Here is a 17985-nt window from a genome sequence, read left to right on the forward strand (position 1 = left end):
ACGCCTTCGGCAGAAGCGGATCGGAGCTGTTGGGAAAAGGCGATGATCAACGCGGTTCATGCTTCTGCCCGGAGGGCGTAGGAGTCTGGCTTGCCAACGATGGGGCTGCGAAGCGGCCCTGAAACCAGACATCTCGGTTCATCAGACACACCGCGCACACAGGTTTTGCTGCCGGTCCCCGGCAGATCGCGGGCAAGCGCCGCTCCTACGGCCTCCGGCCAGAATCAAAAGCTTCACGGGCAAGTCGGAACGCCGCCCGCTCATTCCGACAGGATGTGTAGGTGCCCCGAGGCCGCTTCTGCGCGGATCGGTACTTTATTTGGCCACCGCATCGCCGCACGAGCCATTCACGGCTTTTAGCAGCGTGTCGTTCTGAAAGACTTCAAGGTGAACTTGGCAGGAGGCACCGGCAGGCATGTTCAGGCTGACGCTGTTGCCGGACACGCCACTTTGAACTTCGCCTTCCTGACTGATCCCGGCATTGCCGCTCGCGCTGCTTTGCTGCACGGCCATTCGATAATGCAGGGACAGCGGCGTCGGGTTTTCGATGTGCGGGCGGATGATGACCACACTGCCTTGGCGCTGCATGTCGATCGATACGGCTAATTGCGAGACGTCCATCATCCAGGCTACCTCTGCGTCGCGTTGGCGCTCATGTTGTTGCCGTATTGGGTGATTGAAACCGTGCCGCCAAAACCTGCCTGGCTGACTGATGCCTGGTTGGCTTGACCGTATTGGCCGACGAACGCCTGATTGTAGGCGCCGTTCTGCACCACAGTGGCCGCGTTACCGGTGCCGTTCTGCGTAACGCCCGCCTGGTTGTAGCCGCCGGACTGACTGACTTCCAGGCCGTTGCCGGAGCCTGTCTGTTGAGCAGAAATCGAATTGTTGATCCCGCTTTGGTTGATCGTCGCCAGGTTTCGGTTGCCCGACTGGATCTGGCTGAGCTGCTGGGCAGCGCCGCTCTGATCGACCCGGGTGCGGTTGTTGGAGCCGATCTGCGAAATGGTGGAAACACTGTTGCCTACCGTAATCGCTGAATAGCGCGCCTCGGGCATCAGGTCGGCCGCCTGGCACAGTGTGCCGGCAAGCGACATGGCTGCGGCGAGCCACCAATAGTTTTTATTTTTGAGTACCATTTTTGTCTCCGTTGGAAAGCAGGTCTCGTTCCGATGTCGCGATTGGCAAGGTCGACATCTGTTCGTCGTAGTTCTGCAGGTAGCTCTGCAGCAACGGTTTGTTCAGATCGTCTGGATTCTTCAGGTTCCAGCTTCCGTCGCGGGCGCCTTGGGCGATCATGTGAATCAGCGCGGTCTCGATTGCTTCGCGCACGCACTGCTGAACAGGTTCGTTGCGCGACAAGCCGGTTTCGACCTCCAGCAAATGCTTGAGCGAGACGAACTTGAAAATGCCGAAATCGACCTGAATCGAAAACACGGTTTTGGTCGTGGTGATGCTTTGAATGATATCGCCGGTCCTAATGTCCACGGCCCGCAGGTTGACCGTCACCTGGTCCTGGCGGTAAAGCTCCGATGGGCCGATTCCCAGATAGCGAACGCCGATGCCGCCGGTTCTGACGTTACTTTCATAGGCCACGATGGCGCCTTCGATCAGCATGTTGGCCGGGCGCAATGCAGGCAATTGCACCTGTGCCTTATCCTGGGGTTGCTCTAACGCACGAATGATTTTGCGTTCAGTGAGCAGGTCTTGCAGGTTCTCGCGCTCCACCGGTTTGAACCAGCGTGAGTCACGCAGCGCGGTGATCAATAAGGATGCGGCGCCTTGTGTCACCGAGGTTGAAAACGAACTGTCAGGCGACGGTTTGTACTGGCCGGTCTGATCTCGCAAGCCATACACCGCAACGCTGATGGGGCCAGCCGGTGCAGGCAGATGGGTCAGGTCACGCAGGCTCTGGGTGGGAGGCGACAGCGTGGCCGGAGAAATGGTCGATGCGGGTCGGGAGGTGGCACAACCGGCGACTAACATTACGGCAGAGACAATCAATGATAATGAACGGATGCACATGGTTTCCCTTCCTGCAAAGAAACCCCGCCAGAGTGCTGGCGGGGTAAAACATCTTAGTGTTGGTAGATCGTAGCGACGTTGCCGCTGCCGCCGGTCTGGGTGACGTTGGCAACCATGTTGTTGCCGGTCTGAGTCACGCCGACCAGGTTGATACCACTGAACGAACCACCACCGGCACCGCCAGTCTGGCTAACCACCGCGCGGTTGCTGTTGCCGGTCTGCAGCAGGGATTCTTCGTTGTACGCGCCAGTCTGGGTGCTGGACGCATAGTTGTTATTGCCGCGCTGTTGAACGTCGGCGTTCAGGCCGGTGCCGCTCTGATACAGGCTGGCGGTGTTGTAGTCGCCGTTCTGCAAGGCACTTGCGGAGCTGAAGTGGGTGCCGGTTTGCTGAATGGTGCCCAGGTTGCTATTGCCGTTCTGCTGCAAGTTGCTCGAAACCAGAGCTGAGTTGTATTGCTGAGAGACGGTGCCGGTGTTGCCGTTGCCCGACTGTCTGACAGAGGCCGTCACTGTGTTGTTGTTATTTTGCTGAGAGACGCTGCCCAGATTGAAGCTGCCCGACTGTGTAACGCCCCCGCCGACGATGGTGCTGTTGCCCGCTTGAGAGACGCTTGCGGTGTTGTTGCTGCCGCCACCTTGAGTGATGCTGGCGCTCGTGCGGTTGTTGCCATCCTGAGAAATGGTCGCGGTGCTGTAACTGCCGGACTGGTCCAGTGTGGCCACTTGCGGCAGAGAGCCGCTACCGCCGTTCTGGGTCACGGACGCATCGTTGTTGTTGCCAGCCTGTTTGGCAGCGGTGCTGTTGAAGAAACCGTTCTGGTTGATGTTCAGGGTGCTGTAGGTCGCGGTCTGGCTGATCGGCGTGCCTGGAGAGAACAGCGATGCCTTGGAGCCGGCGGAGTTCTTGCTGCCAGTCTGGTTGATGTTGATCGTCGACTGGGTCGCGCCTTGCTGATTGACGTTGATCGTGTGGTCAGAACCGTCCTGGTTGGTATTGACGGTGCTGGAGTCAGCCATGGCCGAGCCAGACAATGCAACCAGTACAGCGAGAGACAGAAGTGATTTACGTGCTTGCATGGAGAGTCATCCTTTTTCAACTTTATGATTGGTTTTTTGCGGCAGATTTACAGCGGTCTTACGGTTGGTTCACTTGAAACTGTGTGGTCTGGCCGGTGTTCTTGTCGGTGGTGACAATCTGCAGCAGGCCGCCCTGAAGGTTGGTGATCGAAATACGGAAGTCGGTGGTTTCCACAACCCCCGGCACCAGCTGGCCGTTGGCACCGACGATGCTGGAGGTCACGGCCGAGGACACTCGGCTCAGAATCGCGCTCTGCAACATGCTGTTGAACTGGGTGAGGGCGGTCTGTCCTGACAATCCCGAAGACGAGGACTTCTCGGTGAAATGGTTTTGCGCCTGCGCCTGGTTCAGCAGGACCGGGCCGTTCAACGGGTTGCCGCCGAACGAGGGGTTATTGGGTACGTAGGCCAGTTCGCTGGCGTGTGCGGCAAGGCTCAGGCCGGACACAAGCGTCAGGCCGATGACCTTCAGAGATAAACACTGCATAGGGATACCTTTCATAGTTCATCGCGCCCCACGTCCGGGTCGCCGAAGAATTGCGCGAGTTGATAGTCAAGAATTGCCTGGAACACCTGCGCGGCGGCATCAGCCCCGATGGCCGGGATGAGCGTGCGGTTTGGTGGGAGGAATGTCTGGTAGAGGCGGCGGTTGCCGTAATCGACGAACACTTGGCTGCCGAGTCGCGCGGTGGGCCGTTCAGTGATGGCCACCGTGAACGTTCCGGTTTCGTCCTTTTCAGTCCAGGCCACCGCGAAGCTGTCAAAAAAAGCGCGGCCGGCCAGTGTGATGGTTTGCCCAATGACAATACCGCCCACGTCTTTATGGTTAAGCGTTCGATGTTGATCGACAGTTGCAGAACTGTTAACGCTGGACTGCGCGCACACGGTGGCAGCAACTAATAGTTGCAGGGCGATCAGGCCCAAACTTCGTAAGGCATTCATTTTTATTAACCACTTAAAGCGGGTCTGTTGCTAGTTATATATGAGCAATTGCTTTTTGCCACTACCTAAATGAAAATATTTTTAACTTTTTTATTGGCGTCAAATTTTAATATAAGGCGGTGCGTTTAATAATTCCGGGAGACGCTTGTGGATTAGCGGAAAAGTGGCGTCAAATTTTCATTTTAGTCAGTGTTTTCGGGGGTTTTAAGCTGGGGGGATATTTTTTGACGCGGTTTGTGAGCGGCGAGACTATGTGTGTTTTAACCGGGTTGTGCATGCTTCATCTAACTTTTTAGTTTGCAGTTTATTTAAGTGAGTTGTTGTCTTTGAGTGCTTTAATAGGCTGATTAATTCCGGGTTATCGTGGGCGCCATATTGTTCGCTCTCTGTCGGTGGCTCTAGCTCGCGGGTGAGATATGATTTGGCAGGCTTGCCAATTAATAAGCGAGTCGCTCAACGCTAACGGAGCAGCCCGGTGCACAAGTTGTTGAACGACCGTCGCCCATGGCGGTTGGCGCAAATCGGCGCGAGTGAAATGACTCCGTCGATTGGGATAGAGTGGCTACCAATCTTGCAACATCTTGAAAAGGTCGCCCACGTTGACGGTTCCTACGACGCCTGATTCACGCATCGCCGACTCCGGCGTCAGTGTGCAAACCCGCCTTATCGCGCTCGTCGTGGCGGTGACATTTTTCATGGAAAACCTCGACGCCACAGTCATTGCGACCGCGCTGCCGAAAATGGCCGCCGGGTTTGGCGTCACGGCTGTCGACATGAACATTGGTATCAGCGCCTATTTGATAGCGGTCGCCATTTTCATCCCGCTGTCGAGCTGGGTCGCGGATCGCTACGGGGCTCGCCGGGTGTTCGCCAGCGCCATCGTCATTTTTACCCTCGCGTCCCTGCTCTGCGGTTTGAGTCAGAACCTGGAGATGTTCGTCTTTGCCCGGATGCTGCAGGGCGTTGGCGGGGCCTTGATGGTCCCGGTGGGGAGGCTGGCCGTACTGCGCAACACCGAGAAAAAGGATCTGGTGAAGATGGTCGCGGTGATCACCTGGCCAGGTTTGGTGGCGCCCATTCTTGGGCCATTGGTGGGCGGGCTGATCGTCACCCACGCATCGTGGCCGTGGATCTTCTACATCAACTTGCCGCTGGGCATCCTTGCCTTGGCCGCCACGCTCTGGCTGGTGCCTGCCGGTCGCGAAAGCAACGTTCGCAAGTTCGACGGCCTGGGTTTTGTTCTGTTGGCGTGCGCCTGTGCGCTGATTCTGGGCGGGCTGGAATGGCTTGGCGCTCAGGACGGAAATTCACTGTTGACCGGCGCCGTGCTGGTTGCGCTAGGCCTGGTCTTTTCAGCGCTGGCGGTGCGTCATTGCCGCAATCGTGCGGACGCGCTACTGCCATTGGCGACGATGAAATTCCAGACCTTCCGTGCCAGTATCTACGGAGGTTCGCTTTTCAGGTTGGCGATCAGTGCTCTGCCATTCTTGCTTCCGTTGTTGTTTCAAGTGGGCTTTGGATTATCGCCAGTGGACGCCGGCTCGCTGGTGCTGGCGGTTTTTGCCGGCAACCTGGCGATGAAGCCGTTTACCACTCCCATCATGCAGCGCTTTGGGTTCCGCACAGTGTTGCTGGTCAACGGCGTGATTGGCGTGGTATCGATTGCAGCCTGCGCAGCGTTTACCGCCCAGACGCCGTTCTGGCTGATCGCTGCTGTGCTGTTCCTGGGTGGGCTTTCGCGCTCCATGCAGTTCTCTTGCTACAACACGATCGGGTTTGCCGATGTACCGAAGGCGCGGATGAGCGAAGCCTCGGCCTTGTTCAGCATGTTCTTTCAACTGGCGATGGGCATCGGCGTGACATTCGCCGCCTTGCTGCTGCGGATGTCCATGGCCGTGCAGGGACACGAACTCCACGCCCTGCCTGCCGATTTCAGAGTGGCGTTTCTCGGCGTCGCGCTGCTGGGGATTTTGGGGTTGATCGATGTGGCCAGATTGCCGAAGGATGCGGGGACGAGCGTGTTGCAGCGTCATTGAAACTATAGGAGTTCCTTTCTGTAGGAGCGAACTTGTTCGCGAGAGGCCAGTACAGCCGACGCACCTTTTGTGGCGGATAGTCAGTCTTCGCGGACAGGTCCGCTCCCACGGGTTTGCGCGCGCACCTGACCGGGCATTGAATCTGTAGGAGCGAACTTGTTCGCGAGGCGTCAAGCCTGACACGCCGCTTCAGCCGAATTGCCAACAACCTGGCTTTTACAGGTGGAAGCGTGCAATCACCGGCAAGTGATCTGAGATCAACAGCGTGTCGTCCTGGCGAACCGAGGCATCAATGCGCTGGATTGTCGGGCTATAAAACAGATAGTCCAGGGTGCGATCCGGGCCGCTCACGCGAGGATCGTTGGGAAAGCGGGTAAGCCATCTCCTGCGTTCATCGCCATTGGTGTCGTCGTTGCTGGGCACCATAGGGTATTTGTCCCACAACGTTTGCAGCTCGCTGCCAGGCGCGTACTCACTACGCAACTCTGCGGGCATACGTCCGTATTGCCCTTTGGGCAGCAAATTGAAATCCCCGCCCGCGATCCATCGAGTGCCCGCACCTTCAAACGAATCAAGCAGCCGTTCAGTGAAGTCCACCTGCTGCTGCAAGCTGTCGTCGCCTTGATGGGAATTCCCCAGATGGGTATTCACCACCGCCAAATGCTTGCCGTCAGTCATCGGCAGGTAACTCACCAGCAACGCACGCTTGGGCTCGAACTGACGGGCAATCAGATTGCCGTCGGGAGAGGGCAGTTGCAGACGTTCGGCTTTGTCTAGCCGGAAGCGGCTCAGGGTCGCGAGTTTGGTGCCGACGCTACCAAAAATATGCGGGTCGGGGATGAAGTCCGATTTCCAGTAAAACGCTTCGGTGCTGCACGGTAGCAGGTCGGTAACGCGGGCTTGCAGCAGAGCGAGTTGGTTGACGTAGTCGGTGTTCTTGGCGCCATCGTCAACTTCCTGCAGCAGCACGATATCGGGCTGTTCGTCCCGAATCACTCGCGCCACTTCGTCGAGATTGTAGGCAATGTCCTCAGGGGTAGGGCGCTCGTCCGGACCGCTGCCATCGGCCATGTCGTACCAGAACACGTAGCGCTTGCCCGCGAGGTATTGAATGTTCCACGTCATGACTTTCAGCGTCTGTCCGGGCTCCAGTGGCGGCAGGGCTGCGTCCTTGGCGTTGCAACTGATCGGCATATGTTCGTGCGCGGCAGGGTGCCAGGTCACGTTGTAGACCAGACCTGCGAAGAAACCCGCCAACACAAGCACGATGAGAACGAAGCGAATTAATCGAGGCATCGGTTTGGCCTGGCCCCCTCACTGGATCATTGATGCAAATCTTGCGTCAGGCGCGATCTGACGTCTCATCGAGCAACATGAACATCCGGAACATCACGACGCTGATAAACAACTGCAAAAAGCTGGAAATACTGTCGACCATTAATGAAAGCAACGGACTTTGCTGCTCGGGTAGCACGTAATAACTCAAGCCTTCGAGCGCAGAAAGCGGCACATACACAAACACAACGCAGGCCAGAATGCGCAGCATGTGCCCGCGAGTCATCATAAAGCTTGCACGCATGGCGGCCAGCGGCGTGAGGCCGCGCAGCACCAGTAAATACTCGGAAAACACCAGTTTGATCATCACCCAGATGCCGGGCAGGATGAACAGCGACAACCCACCCATGATCAGCAACGTGCTGAGCGCCGACAGCACCGCAAAGGTCGGCCACAAGCGTAATGCACCGGCCCACAGATTGCGTTTGGGTGGCTCATCGCCCGCTGATTTTGCATCGAGAAACAGAATCAGCGCCCCGGTGTACAACGGATAAAACAGCAGCCCCACGATCAGCTCATAGGTCGCGGTCGCACTGTCCCCCAGCGAGTTGCTCAGCAATTGCTTGGTCAACGCCTCCAGTATCACCAGCGGCAGGCAGAGCATCAGAATGCTGGCCAGATTGCGCCGGAAGAAGTAGAGGGAGTCTCGGAGGATGGTCAACGGGTTCATGAACGGATCACAGGCTAAAAGCAGGTCGCCACTTTAACGCAGTGCCGGCGAGCGGGCCAATTGGACGAGCGGTCGCACGCCGGTTAACTTTTTTGACGCCCTATTGAAACGGCTCGCAATAGCCCCATTACGTTGCATGTACCTGACCATTTGGTCGGATCACGAATTCCAACGGCAATCTAACGAGGTCGCCATGAATAGCGAAGAGCAAACCCTGATCGACGGCCTGTTTGCAAAACTCAAGCAAGCAGAGACGGATTCGGACCCACGAGACGCGCAGGCCGAAGCCCGGATCAAGGAACATCTCGGCCAGCAACCCGGCGCGCCTTATTACATGGCGCAATCGATCCTGGTGCAGGAAGTCGCGATCAAGCAGCTGGAAGCCCAGAGCCGCCAGCGTGACGAGCAGATTCAACAATTGCAGGCCGAGCTTCAGCGCAGCAAAGTGCAGGCGCCCGCAGCAGCGCCTGCGCAAAGCGGTGGTTTCCTGTCGAGCATCTTTGGCGGGGGTGCGCGCGAGCCTCAGGCTCAGCAGCCTTCGTCTTTTTCCCAGCAACGTCCGTCCACGCCGCAACCTTCGGCTGGCGGCTGGCGTGACGCGGGCCCGGCAAGTCCACCGCCCTATAACAACGCCGCGCCTCAGGGCAACTACGCACAACCGCCGCAGCAACAAGCGCCCGCCGCGCCGATGGGCAGTGGCTTTTTGGGCGGTGCCCTGAAGACTGCCGCTGGTGTAGCCGGTGGCGTGATGCTCGCCCAAGGCATCAGCAGTCTGTTCAACCACAACAGCCAGCCGCAGGAAATCGTCGAAATCATCAAGGACGAGCCTGCGCAAAATGTCAGCGATACGTCCAATCAAGATGCTGGCAGCACCGGCGGCTGGAACGACGATCAACAGACCGTTACCAGCAACGATTCCTGGGGCAACAACAACGACTCCGGTGGCTTTGCCGATACTGACTACGGCAATGACGACGGCGGCGGGATGTTTGATGACGATGATTCGTTTGTCTAAAGGATACCGGCGCGGCAAACCGGGCTCACTGTAGGAGCGAACTTGTTCGCGAGACGGCAGAGTGGGTTCAACCTGTGATATCGCCTCGCCAACAAGTTGGCTCCTACAGAGCGCGCGCAAGGCGCAAATCCGCGCGAATCCCACTGCGCGCTTCAATCAATTCCTCAAACTGGCATACTGAGCGCCGGTCCGGTGTTCGGGCCGTTGTCGCTCGTTAGCGAATCGAGGAGTTCCGGTGAAAAGAATTGCGGTGTTCGCCGACGTACAAAACCTCTATTACACCGTGCGCCAGGCCCATGGTTGCCACTTCAACTATGCGGCCCTCTGGGCCGATATCAGTCAGCGCGGGCAGATCGTCGAAGCCTATGCGTATGCCATCGACCGTGGTGACAGTAAGCAGCAGCAGTTTCAGCAGATCCTGCGCAACCTCGGTTTTACCGTGAAGCTCAAGCCATACATCCAGCGCAGTGATGGCTCGGCCAAAGGTGATTGGGACGTTGGCATCACCATCGACATCATGGACGTCGCGCCCAACGTGGACGAAGTGGTCCTTGCGTCGGGCGATGGCGATTTCGACTTGCTGCTTGAGCGCATCATCAGCAAGCATGGCGTCGAAGCTGTGGCCTATGGCGTGCCGGGGTTGACTGCCAATTCCCTGATTCGCGCGGCCAGTCGGTATGTGCCGATCGAGGGCGGGTTGTTGCTCAGGAATTGAGGCCTCACCTGTAGGAGCGAACTTGTTCGCGAGGCGGCGTATCTGACTCCGAGTTTTGACCGCCTCGCCAACAAGTTGGCTCCTACAGGTCGAGTTCCAGATCCGGCATCATCCGGGCCCCCGGCTTCAATAAAGACCACTGTTAAAGGCTAAAAAAACCGTGCAGGAACGCATCGCTGTCATCGACTTTGAAACCACCGGTATTTCCCCCGGCAGCGGCTGCCGTGCCACCGAAATTGCCGTGGTGATCATGGAAGACGGGCGTATCGTCGAGCGTTATCAGAGCCTGATGAATGCCGGTGTGCGCATCCCGTCCTTTATCGAATCCCTCACCGGCATCAGCAACAGCATGCTGCGCACGGCGCCGTCCGCCGATCGGGTGATGAACGAGGTGGCCGAGTTCGTCGGATTTACGCCCTTGGTCGCGCACAACGCCTCGTTTGACCAGAAGTTTTGGGATTACGAACTGTCGCGCATCAAGCGTATCCGCGAGCAGAGTTTCGCCTGCTCCATGCTGCTCGCCCGCCGACTGATGCCGACCGCACCCAATCACAAGCTCGGGACGCTCACCACTTGGGCAGGTCTGCCTAACACCGGTAAGGCTCACCGGGCGATGGCCGACGCCGAAATGGCCGCCAATCTCACCGTTCACCTGAGCAACGAACTGCGCCAGACCCATGGCATCCGCGGTGTTTCGCACCAGCTCATGTGCTCGCTGCAGAAAGTCCCCGCGAAAAAAGTCAGCGAAGCGATCATGCGTCATCGCGGGTTTTAAACGCTCAACACCTAACCTGTGGAATTGGAGCAGCGCTCGAGATTCTGGATCGTGCCCAGAAATTGTGGGAGCGGACCTGTCCGCGAATGCTGTATGCCAGACGCTGAAGATGTATCGGCTGTACCGACCCATTCGCGGACAGGTCCGCTCCCACAGGATTCGAGCCGTGATCGGGATTTCATCGTGTGTCTGCACTTGCTACAAAAAGTGTATGGGTCGATTAAGCTCGATGTGTGGCTAATACTTTTTGCCCAACGTTTCTAGAATGTCCGGCCATAACAAGTAGATGTTGAGTTACTCATGCCTGCCCCTCGCCGTTTCCCCCTGTTGTTGGTCGGTGCCTTCTTTGCCCTATACGTCATCTGGGGCTCCACGTATCTCGCGATTCGCATCGGCATCGAAACCTGGCCGCCGCTGATGATGGCCGGGGTACGTTTCACCATCGCTGGCTCCATCCTGTTCGCATTCATGCGCTGGCGCGGGGCGCCGATGCCGACCTGGCAACAATGGAAGGCCGCGGCGATGATCGGCTTCCTTCTGCTGGCGTGTGGCAATGGCGCAGTCACATTGGCGGAGCACGCAGGCGTTGCGTCAGGAGTCGCAGCGCTGGCAGTCGCCACGGTGCCATTGTTCACCTTGTTGTTCGGCTTGTTCTGGGGCCATCGCAACACTCGGCTGGAATGGGCAGGGATTGTTCTTGGACTGGTCGGGATTGGCCTGCTCAACCTCGGCTCCAACCTGCAAGCCAGCCCGATGGGCGCGTTGTTGGTGATCTTCGCTGCCGCGACCTGGGCGTTCGGCTCGGTGTGGAGTCGCTACCTTCCGTTGCCCGCCGGCCCCATGGCCAGCGCCTGCGAAATGTTGGTCGCAGGCGTGCTCATGCTGGTGGGCAGCTACATCAGTGGCGAGCGCATGACTCAATCGCCGGGTCTTTCCGGCTGGCTCGTCATGGCCTATCTGGTGGTTTTCGGCTCGATCGTCGCGTTCAGCTCGTACATGTACCTGTTGAAAAACGTTCGCCCGGCGGCCGCCACCAGCTATGCCTACGTCAACCCCGCCGTAGCCGTGATGCTGGGCGTCGCGTTCGCCGGGGAACACATCGGCATTGAAGAAGCCATGGCGATGGCCGTTATCATCAGCGCCGTGGTGCTGATCGGCTTGCCGCAGTGGCGCAAGCAGAAACCCGTCGAGAAAGGGTAAACTGCCGGCCATTGCAAAACGCGCTGACATTTTCCCTACGGTATCCCCATGACATTCGCCTCTCTCGGCCTGATCGAACCCTTGCTGCGCGCCCTTGATGCGCTTGGCTACCAGACCCCGACGCCTGTCCAGGCGCAAGCGATCCCCCCGGTACTGGCCGGCCGTGATTTGATGGCCGCCGCCCAGACCGGCACCGGCAAAACTGCCGGTTTCGCTTTGCCACTGTTGCAACGCCTGACCATGGAAGGCCCGAAAGTGGTCTCCAACTCGATCCGCGCCTTGGTGCTGGTGCCGACCCGCGAACTGGCCGAACAGGTTCACGCGAACATCGCTCAATACGCCGAGCACCTGCCGCTGACCACCTACGCAGTGTATGGCGGCGTCAGCATCAATCCGCAGATGATGAAACTGCGCCGTGGCGTGGATGTGCTTGTGGCGACTCCAGGCCGTTTGCTGGACCTGTTTCGGCAAAACGCGATCAAGTTTTCCCAAGTGCAGACCCTCATCCTCGACGAAGCCGACCGCATGCTCGACCTGGGCTTTTCCGAAGAGCTGCGCAGCATTTACGCGGTGCTGCCCAAGCGCCGCCAGACTCTGCTGTTCTCGGCTACATTCTCCGATGAAATTCGGCAACTGGCCGGGCAGGCGCTCAACGATCCACTGACCATCGAAGTCAGCCCGCGCAACGTAGCGGCATCTTCGGTCAAGCAGTGGGTGGTGCCGGTGGACAAGAAGCGCAAGGCCGAGCTGTTCATTCACCTGCTGAAGAAGCAGCGCTGGACCCAAGTACTGGTTTTTGCGAAAACCCGTGTCGGCGTGGATCAGTTGGTTGATCGCCTGCAAGGCCTGGGCATCAACGCTGATGGCATTCACGGCGATAAACCGCAAGCGACACGCCAGCGTGCGCTGGATCGTTTCAAGGCAAACGAAGTGCAGATTCTGGTCGCCACGGACGTCGCTGCCCGCGGTCTGGACATTAACGATCTGCCTACTGTGGTCAACCTCGACCTGCCCACCGTTGCCGAAGACTACATCCACCGCATCGGCCGCACCGGGCGTGCGGGGCAGACGGGCGAGGCGATTTCCCTGGTCTGCGCCGATGAAGTCGAACTGCTATCGGCCATCGAGATGCTGACCCGCCAGACCCTGACCCGTAAAGACGAACCCGACTTCGTCCCTGAGCACCGGGTTCCGCTCACCGACGCCACCGGGCAGATCCAGAAAAAACCTAAAAAGCCGAAAAAACCCAAGGACAGCGGTGGCGGCGGTAAGCGCAATCTTGGCAAATGGGTCGACAGCGGCGATGCAGCGCCAGAAGCACCGTCGGTCAAGGCCGTGCGCAAAGTGCCGGTGTTCAATACCGGGCCTCGCAAGCGTAAGCCATGAGGTAACACGATCGGCGCAGTGAGCAATCCCGCGCCGATGTCGTCAGTGGCGTTCGAGAATGTCCCGATACAGCGCTGCGTAGCTCTGCACCATCTTCTCTGCGGTGAACAACGTTTCATACCGTTGTTCAGCCTTTGCGCCCATCCGCTGTGCCAACGCAGTGTCATTCCAGATCGTGGTCATGGCATCGGCCAACGCCGCTGAGTCCCTTGGCGGGACAACGAGGCCGGTCTCGTCAGCGATGTTGATGAACGTGGTACCACTGCCGATCTCGCACGAGATCATCGGCTTGCCGTACATGGCCGCTTCGAGCAGTGAAATACCGAATGACTCAGATCGCAGGTGCGAGGGGAACACGAACGCCGTACACAGCGTCAGCAGCGCGTTCTTGTCTTCGTCAGGGAGACCGCCGAGGAATTTGACGTTAGTCAGCCCCAGCGTTTCCGCCTTCGTTTTAAGCTCGGCTTCTTCATGACCGCCGCCCATGATCACCACGGGAAGCTGACAGCGCTGGGCCGCTTCGAGCAAGTAGTCCAAGCCCTTGTAGTAACGCAACGCACCCACAAACAGAAAAAACCGCTCGCCCAATTGTTGCTTCCAGTGCGCGAGCTTGTCTGGAGAGGGGGCAGGATAAGTCTCGCGGTCCAGACCGTACGGAATGATCTCGACTTTGTCCCGAAAGCGCGTCAGCACTTCACTGCTGGCGGCATAGTTGGGAGACGAGGCGACGATGCGATCAACGCTGCCCAGGAAGCGGTTCATCAGTGGCTGGTAAAGCTTGAGCAGGGTCTGCTGTTTAACGATGTCCGAGTGATAGCTCACCAGCGATGGCTTTTTCAGGCGCGTGGCGAAGTGCGCCACGTCCATGTAAGGCCATGGGAAGTGGTAATGGACGATGTCTGCTTGCGCTGCCAGCTCTTTGAAGTCCCTGATGCCAGACCAGGAAAGCCCGGTCGAGGCGATGTGCAAATCCTGCTTTGAGCGATGAATCCGATGGTTGCCGACCGATTCATTGCGAGCCGAGCCGTTGGCGCTGAGGTACAGCACCGAAGGATCGATGCCGTGAGCTGCACTGCCTTGCGCGAGCTGAAAAATTACCTGCTCAATCCCGCCGCCGGGGCTTTCCGGAAAGTAGGTCTTGAAGAAATGCAAAACTTTGGTCATCAGTGTTCTCTGACGAAACGGTCACGTCCGCTGGTTCGCGACACGTGCACAGCGGTCAAGCGGTTACAGGAGCGCAAGGCTTAAAAGAAAACCCGAAGCGCGTTACTACGCTTCGGGTTGCAGTGCATCGGATCAGGCTTCGCTCAACATCCAACTCAGGGTCTCGCTCAGCTCCGGGGTTTTCCATCCTGGAACAAGCTCCTTCAAACGGCTGTTATCGCCGCAAAGGGTTTTCACTTCATTGGCACGGACGAAGGCCGGATTCACTTCGACGGCCAGGTCGTGGCCAGTGATAGTGCGGCACATGTCGATGACTTCTCGCAGCGAGTGGGTTTTGCCCGAACTGACGTTGACGAACTGGCCGAACGGTTTGGCCTCCAGCAGCCCACGGTATGCCGCTACCAGTGAGCGCACGTCGCTGAAGTCACGCCAGACGTCCAGGTTACCCAATTCGATCTTGTCGGCTTTTTCGCGGAAGTGCTTAACGATCTTGGGCAGCAGGAAGTTATCCGCCTGTCCAACACCGGTGTAGTTAAAGGGGCGGGTGACAATGATTGGCAGCCGACCGAACCACAAGCTGGCCATATACTCCATGGCCAGTTTGCTGACGGCATAATCATTGGCTGGCGCGGGCGCGGTGCCCTCGTTCAGCATCCCGGAAGAAGCGTTGCCGTACACGTTTGCGCTGCTTGCCAGCAAAACGCTTTCCGGCGTCTTGCCGCAGGCCGCAATCGCTTCCAGCAGGTTACGCGTACCAATCAGGTTGACTTGATAAAACGCCTCTGCCGCACCATGGCCAACGAAGGCGAGGGCGGCAAGGTGAACGACGATGTCCGGTTGAATATCTGCCAGTAGCTTGCTCAAACCAGCCAGATCGGTGAGATCGACTTGATAATAATCAGCATCCTCAGAAGGCTGGCTACCCATTCCGATGACTTCGCAGCCCTGGGCTGCTAGTTCGGCGGCCATGTAACGCCCCGTGAATCCTTGAATACCCGTTATCAGCGCACGCTTACCGGCAATACTCATCAGAACGAAAATCCTTTTTCATTTCGACGCATGTCCGCTTCAACCATCATGCGGCACAGCTCTTCCAGGGTGGTCTTCGGCTCCCAGCCCAGGACTTCCTTGGCTTTGAGCGGATTGCCGATCAGCAGGTCAACTTCGGTAGGGCGGTAGAACTTCGGATTGACCGAAACCAGTACCTTGCCGGTGGCTGCACAAGTGCCTTGTTCGCCTTCAGCTTCGCCGCTCCAGTTGATGGTGATATCAACGGCCTTGAATGCCATCGTCACGAAATCGCGAACGGTTTCGGTGCGGTTGGTCGCCAGTACGAAGGTGTCCGGCTCGTCGGCTTGCAGCATGCGCCACATACCTTCGACGTACTCCTTGGCAAAACCCCAGTCGCGCTTGGCGTCCATGTTGCCCAGCTCAAGCGTGTCCTGCAGACCCAGTTTGATCTTGGCAACGGTGTCAGTGATCTTGCGAGTTACGAACTCACGGCCACGCAGGGGAGACTCGTGGTTGAACAGAATGCCGCTGGTTGCGAACAGGCCGTACGACTCACGGTAGTTAATGGTCATCCAGTGAGCGTAAAGCTTGGCAACGCCGTACGGGCTACGTGGATAGAAAGGCGTGCTTTCGATCTGAGGGATCGCCTGGACCTTACCGAACATCTCCGAAGTCGACGCCTGGTAGAAGCGGACTTTCGGGTTAACGATGCGGATAGCTTCCAGCAGATTCACAGCGCCAAGGCCGGTGATTTCTGCGGTGGTCAGAGGCTGATCAAAGGAAACGCCAACGAAGCTCTGGGCTGCAAGGTTGTAGACCTCGGTCGCTTCGGTGGTTTGCAGCAAACGGATGCTTGCGGACAAGTCGGTCAGGTCGTACTCGACCAGGTGCAGATTTGGATGATTCTGGATACCCAGTTCGTCGATCCGCCAGAAATTGACAGAACTGGTACGGCGGTATGTGCCGTAAACGGTGTAACCCTTCCCTAGCAGCAGTTCAGCCAGGTAGGCGCCGTCTTGACCAGTGATGCCGGTAACGATTGCTTTCATGCGAATCCTCTAAACTCCATTAAAGCCAGCGCAGCTATCAGTTACTTAACGCATGGCGAATTGGCAGGCATTGGTGAGGCGGCAATCATACAGAAAATCCAGACTCTGGACGATGGGCGGTACGCAATGAAGCGCAGATATGACGACTGGTCGGTGGCTGGCACTCGTGCATTGCGATGAACCAATCTCGTTTATGCGCGGCACGATGAAATGAACTAAATCTCTTAAGCGCCTGAGCGCGCCTGCACAATGCTTTTTTGAGGGTCCTGTCGTTTTTCCAATCAACTTTGCTGCATGAAAAAAGCGCCACGATCTGTGACTTTCTTTAAAAAAGGTCGAGAGCTACAATGCCCGCATTCAGGGGAAGGCATTGATGCAGACATCGACAAGTAGGGCGCTATTCGCCAACCAACTCAGAGGGTTGGCAGTGGTGGCAGTAATAATGGTCCACTGGTGCGGTATATATTGGGGTGCAAGAGAAGCGGTCGCCAGTTACATACATGCCCCTGTTCTTGAAGGCCCGCCTTCCAGCATGTCAAAGTGGCTGGATATCCCAACATTCAACTACGGCCCTTTTGGCGTTTCTATTTTCTTTTTGATCAGTGGATTTGTCATTCCTTTTTCATTGGCCCGAACAGCGCCTTTGAAGTTTCTAGTCGCGCGGTTTTTAAGGATATATCCCACATACATTGTGGCCTCGTTCACGATGTTGCTGCTCGTCTACTTATCAAGTCGCTACTGGGGGCAAAGCTACACCCTGTCTCTGACCAACTTGTTGGCAAACCTGACGCTGGTGCAGGAAAACCTTTCAATGCCGTCTATTGACCTAGTGAACTGGACGCTGTCGATCGAAATAAAGTTTTATCTGATGGCTGCGCTGCTGTACTTGGCCATACGCAAGGGTAATCCACTTCCTATCATCTTTTATGCAGTGCTGGTACTCGCGTTCTGTAGTGTACCCACCAGCTTGTGGCCCATTGGTTTGACTTCAGTCATTTCCATCGACTCGCTCAAGACGGAGTTGATGTATACCGTATTCATGTTTGTGGGCACCGGTTTCTATCATCATTACACCGGGGATCACAGCGGCAAGCAGCTGTTTCAATATTCGGCAGTACTGCTGGTTATATTCTTGCTCTGCTGGCCGAGAACATCCTGGGTTGGCCCGATTTCTGATGTCCCGCAAAACTATATGTATGGTTTGCTGACGTTCAGTATCAGCTATTTGTTCAGAGATAAGTTCAGGCCGATCTGGCCGTTGGACTTTCTGGCCAATATCAGCTACTCGGTCTACGTGCTTCATTCGATTATTGGCTATTTATCGATCCGTATCCTGATGGACCAGGGATGTACTTTTCCGGTGGCCGGATTGTTAACGCTTATCTTCGTGTTGGCGTTGGCTTACGGCTTACATGTACTGGTCGAAAGGCCAACCATGCACATGGGGAAAAACCTGTTCAAGACCAAGGTAGCCCCACCTGATGCAATTGCCACTGTGGCGCAGCAGTAGGGCGGGTGAAACCTACGCTGAGGGGCATCCGGGGCGGCGAGGTCGATACAACGACTCGCAATCCCCGGAATCA

Annotated in this window: 18 protein-coding genes; 7 read left to right on the forward strand and 11 right to left on the reverse strand. The window is 57.2% G+C overall.

The window, feature by feature from the left end; all coding sequences use genetic code 11:
- Positions 1-315: 315 nt before the first annotated feature.
- The 6 genes from csgH to ACWKV9_RS12260 are packed head-to-tail and all read right to left on the reverse strand — an operon-like array spanning position 316 to position 4046.
- Complete coding sequence (csgH, locus tag ACWKV9_RS12235; protein WP_483836361.1) at positions 316-624, reverse strand: curli-like amyloid fiber formation chaperone CsgH; 309 nt, start codon at positions 622-624, stop codon at positions 316-318.
- A 5-nt stretch (positions 625-629) separates the two neighbouring features.
- Positions 630-1139 (reverse strand): curlin-associated protein, encoded by a 510-nt coding sequence (locus ACWKV9_RS12240; protein WP_483836362.1) that lies wholly within the window; start codon positions 1137-1139, stop codon positions 630-632.
- Positions 1123-2025 carry a CsgG/HfaB family protein gene (locus ACWKV9_RS12245; RefSeq protein WP_483836363.1) on the reverse strand — a complete coding sequence of 301 codons (903 nt, stop codon included), beginning with the start codon at positions 2023-2025 and terminating at the stop codon, positions 1123-1125. Before ACWKV9_RS12245 ends, ACWKV9_RS12240 begins: the two co-directional genes overlap by 17 nt.
- 53 nt (positions 2026-2078) lie before the next feature.
- On the reverse strand, positions 2079-3104 hold the full coding sequence (locus ACWKV9_RS12250; protein ID WP_483836364.1) for a hypothetical protein: 1026 nt from the start codon (positions 3102-3104) through the stop codon (positions 2079-2081).
- Between the two features lie 58 nt (positions 3105-3162).
- A complete protein-coding gene (locus tag ACWKV9_RS12255; RefSeq protein WP_483836365.1) occupies positions 3163-3591 on the reverse strand; it encodes a curli assembly protein CsgF in 429 nt (142 codons plus the stop codon).
- Positions 3592-3602: 11 nt separating this feature from the next.
- Positions 3603-4046 carry a CsgE family curli-type amyloid fiber assembly protein gene (locus tag ACWKV9_RS12260; protein ID WP_483836366.1) on the reverse strand — a complete coding sequence of 148 codons (444 nt, stop codon included), beginning with the start codon at positions 4044-4046 and terminating at the stop codon, positions 3603-3605.
- Between the two features lie 650 nt (positions 4047-4696).
- On the opposite strand from ACWKV9_RS12260, the gene ACWKV9_RS12265 reads away from it, so the two are divergent.
- On the forward strand, positions 4697-6082 hold the full coding sequence (locus ACWKV9_RS12265) for an MFS transporter (RefSeq protein ID WP_483836415.1): 1386 nt from the start codon (positions 4697-4699) through the stop codon (positions 6080-6082).
- 216 nt (positions 6083-6298) lie between these two features.
- Here ACWKV9_RS12265 and ACWKV9_RS12270 read toward each other — a convergent pair whose 3' ends face one another.
- Both ACWKV9_RS12270 and ACWKV9_RS12275 read right to left on the reverse strand, forming a co-directional pair.
- Positions 6299-7378: an endonuclease/exonuclease/phosphatase family protein gene (locus ACWKV9_RS12270; protein ID WP_483836367.1), complete on the reverse strand. Its 1080-nt coding sequence runs from the start codon at positions 7376-7378 to the stop codon at positions 6299-6301.
- A gap of 46 nt (positions 7379-7424) precedes the next feature.
- Entirely contained in the window at positions 7425-8087 is a 663-nt protein-coding gene (locus tag ACWKV9_RS12275) for a YciC family protein (protein ID WP_483836368.1), read from the reverse strand.
- A gap of 193 nt (positions 8088-8280) precedes the next feature.
- Between ACWKV9_RS12275 and ACWKV9_RS12280 the strand changes: the two genes are divergently transcribed.
- The 5 genes from ACWKV9_RS12280 (at position 8281) to rhlE1 (ending at position 13178) form a co-directional block, all read left to right on the forward strand.
- Positions 8281-9102, forward strand: coding sequence for a DUF2076 domain-containing protein (locus ACWKV9_RS12280; protein WP_483836369.1), 822 nt, complete (start codon positions 8281-8283; stop codon positions 9100-9102).
- A 235-nt stretch (positions 9103-9337) separates the two neighbouring features.
- Positions 9338-9817, forward strand: coding sequence for an NYN domain-containing protein (locus tag ACWKV9_RS12285; protein ID WP_483836370.1), 480 nt, complete (start codon positions 9338-9340; stop codon positions 9815-9817).
- A gap of 160 nt (positions 9818-9977) precedes the next feature.
- Positions 9978-10592 (forward strand): 3'-5' exonuclease, encoded by a 615-nt coding sequence (locus ACWKV9_RS12290; protein ID WP_483836371.1) that lies wholly within the window; start codon positions 9978-9980, stop codon positions 10590-10592.
- A 300-nt stretch (positions 10593-10892) separates the two neighbouring features.
- The gene (yedA, locus tag ACWKV9_RS12295) at positions 10893-11792 is read left to right on the forward strand and encodes a drug/metabolite exporter YedA (protein WP_483836372.1); all 900 of its coding nucleotides are present in this window, start codon (positions 10893-10895) and stop codon (positions 11790-11792) included.
- A gap of 48 nt (positions 11793-11840) precedes the next feature.
- The gene (rhlE1, locus tag ACWKV9_RS12300; protein WP_483836373.1) at positions 11841-13178 is read left to right on the forward strand and encodes an RNA helicase RhlE1; all 1338 of its coding nucleotides are present in this window, start codon (positions 11841-11843) and stop codon (positions 13176-13178) included.
- 42 nt (positions 13179-13220) lie between these two features.
- Here rhlE1 and ACWKV9_RS12305 read toward each other — a convergent pair whose 3' ends face one another.
- From ACWKV9_RS12305 to gmd, 3 genes are all read right to left on the reverse strand, one after another.
- Positions 13221-14342, reverse strand: a complete 1122-nt coding sequence (locus ACWKV9_RS12305; protein ID WP_483836374.1) for a glycosyltransferase family 4 protein — start codon at positions 14340-14342, stop codon at positions 13221-13223.
- Between the two features lie 132 nt (positions 14343-14474).
- Complete coding sequence (locus ACWKV9_RS12310; RefSeq protein ID WP_483836375.1) at positions 14475-15371, reverse strand: GDP-mannose 4,6-dehydratase; 897 nt, start codon at positions 15369-15371, stop codon at positions 14475-14477.
- Positions 15371-16402: a GDP-mannose 4,6-dehydratase gene (gene gmd, locus ACWKV9_RS12315; protein WP_483836376.1), complete on the reverse strand. Its 1032-nt coding sequence runs from the start codon at positions 16400-16402 to the stop codon at positions 15371-15373. The genes ACWKV9_RS12310 and gmd overlap by 1 nt, the downstream gene beginning before the upstream one ends.
- Positions 16403-16775: 373 nt before the next feature.
- On the opposite strand from gmd, the gene ACWKV9_RS12320 reads away from it, so the two are divergent.
- Positions 16776-17912: an acyltransferase family protein gene (locus tag ACWKV9_RS12320; RefSeq protein WP_483836377.1), complete on the forward strand. Its 1137-nt coding sequence runs from the start codon at positions 16776-16778 to the stop codon at positions 17910-17912.
- Positions 17913-17985 lie beyond the last annotated feature (73 nt).

The sequence above is a fragment of the Pseudomonas corni genome, assembly GCF_057128765.1.

Bases quoted from the DNA above. Each gene is read 5' to 3' on its own strand.
- csgH (WP_483836361.1), bottom strand. From the start codon at position 624: ATGATGGACGTCTCGCAATTAGCCGTATCGATCGACATGCAGCGCCAA.
- ACWKV9_RS12240 (WP_483836362.1), bottom strand. From the start codon at position 1,139: ATGGTACTCAAAAATAAAAACTATTGGTGGCTCGCCGCAGCCATGTCG.
- ACWKV9_RS12245 (WP_483836363.1), bottom strand. From the start codon at position 2,025: ATGTGCATCCGTTCATTATCATTGATTGTCTCTGCCGTAATGTTAGTC.
- ACWKV9_RS12250 (WP_483836364.1), bottom strand. From the start codon at position 3,104: ATGCAAGCACGTAAATCACTTCTGTCTCTCGCTGTACTGGTTGCATTG.
- ACWKV9_RS12255 (WP_483836365.1), bottom strand. From the start codon at position 3,591: ATGCAGTGTTTATCTCTGAAGGTCATCGGCCTGACGCTTGTGTCCGGC.
- ACWKV9_RS12260 (WP_483836366.1), bottom strand. From the start codon at position 4,046: ATGAATGCCTTACGAAGTTTGGGCCTGATCGCCCTGCAACTATTAGTT.
- ACWKV9_RS12270 (WP_483836367.1), bottom strand. From the start codon at position 7,378: ATGCCTCGATTAATTCGCTTCGTTCTCATCGTGCTTGTGTTGGCGGGT.
- ACWKV9_RS12275 (WP_483836368.1), bottom strand. From the start codon at position 8,087: ATGAACCCGTTGACCATCCTCCGAGACTCCCTCTACTTCTTCCGGCGC.
- ACWKV9_RS12280 (WP_483836369.1), top strand. From the start codon at position 8,281: ATGAATAGCGAAGAGCAAACCCTGATCGACGGCCTGTTTGCAAAACTC.
- yedA (WP_483836372.1), top strand. From the start codon at position 10,893: ATGCCTGCCCCTCGCCGTTTCCCCCTGTTGTTGGTCGGTGCCTTCTTT.
- rhlE1 (WP_483836373.1), top strand. From the start codon at position 11,841: ATGACATTCGCCTCTCTCGGCCTGATCGAACCCTTGCTGCGCGCCCTT.
- ACWKV9_RS12305 (WP_483836374.1), bottom strand. From the start codon at position 14,342: ATGACCAAAGTTTTGCATTTCTTCAAGACCTACTTTCCGGAAAGCCCC.
- ACWKV9_RS12310 (WP_483836375.1), bottom strand. From the start codon at position 15,371: ATGAGTATTGCCGGTAAGCGTGCGCTGATAACGGGTATTCAAGGATTC.
- gmd (WP_483836376.1), bottom strand. From the start codon at position 16,402: ATGAAAGCAATCGTTACCGGCATCACTGGTCAAGACGGCGCCTACCTG.
- ACWKV9_RS12320 (WP_483836377.1), top strand. From the start codon at position 16,776: ATGCAGACATCGACAAGTAGGGCGCTATTCGCCAACCAACTCAGAGGG.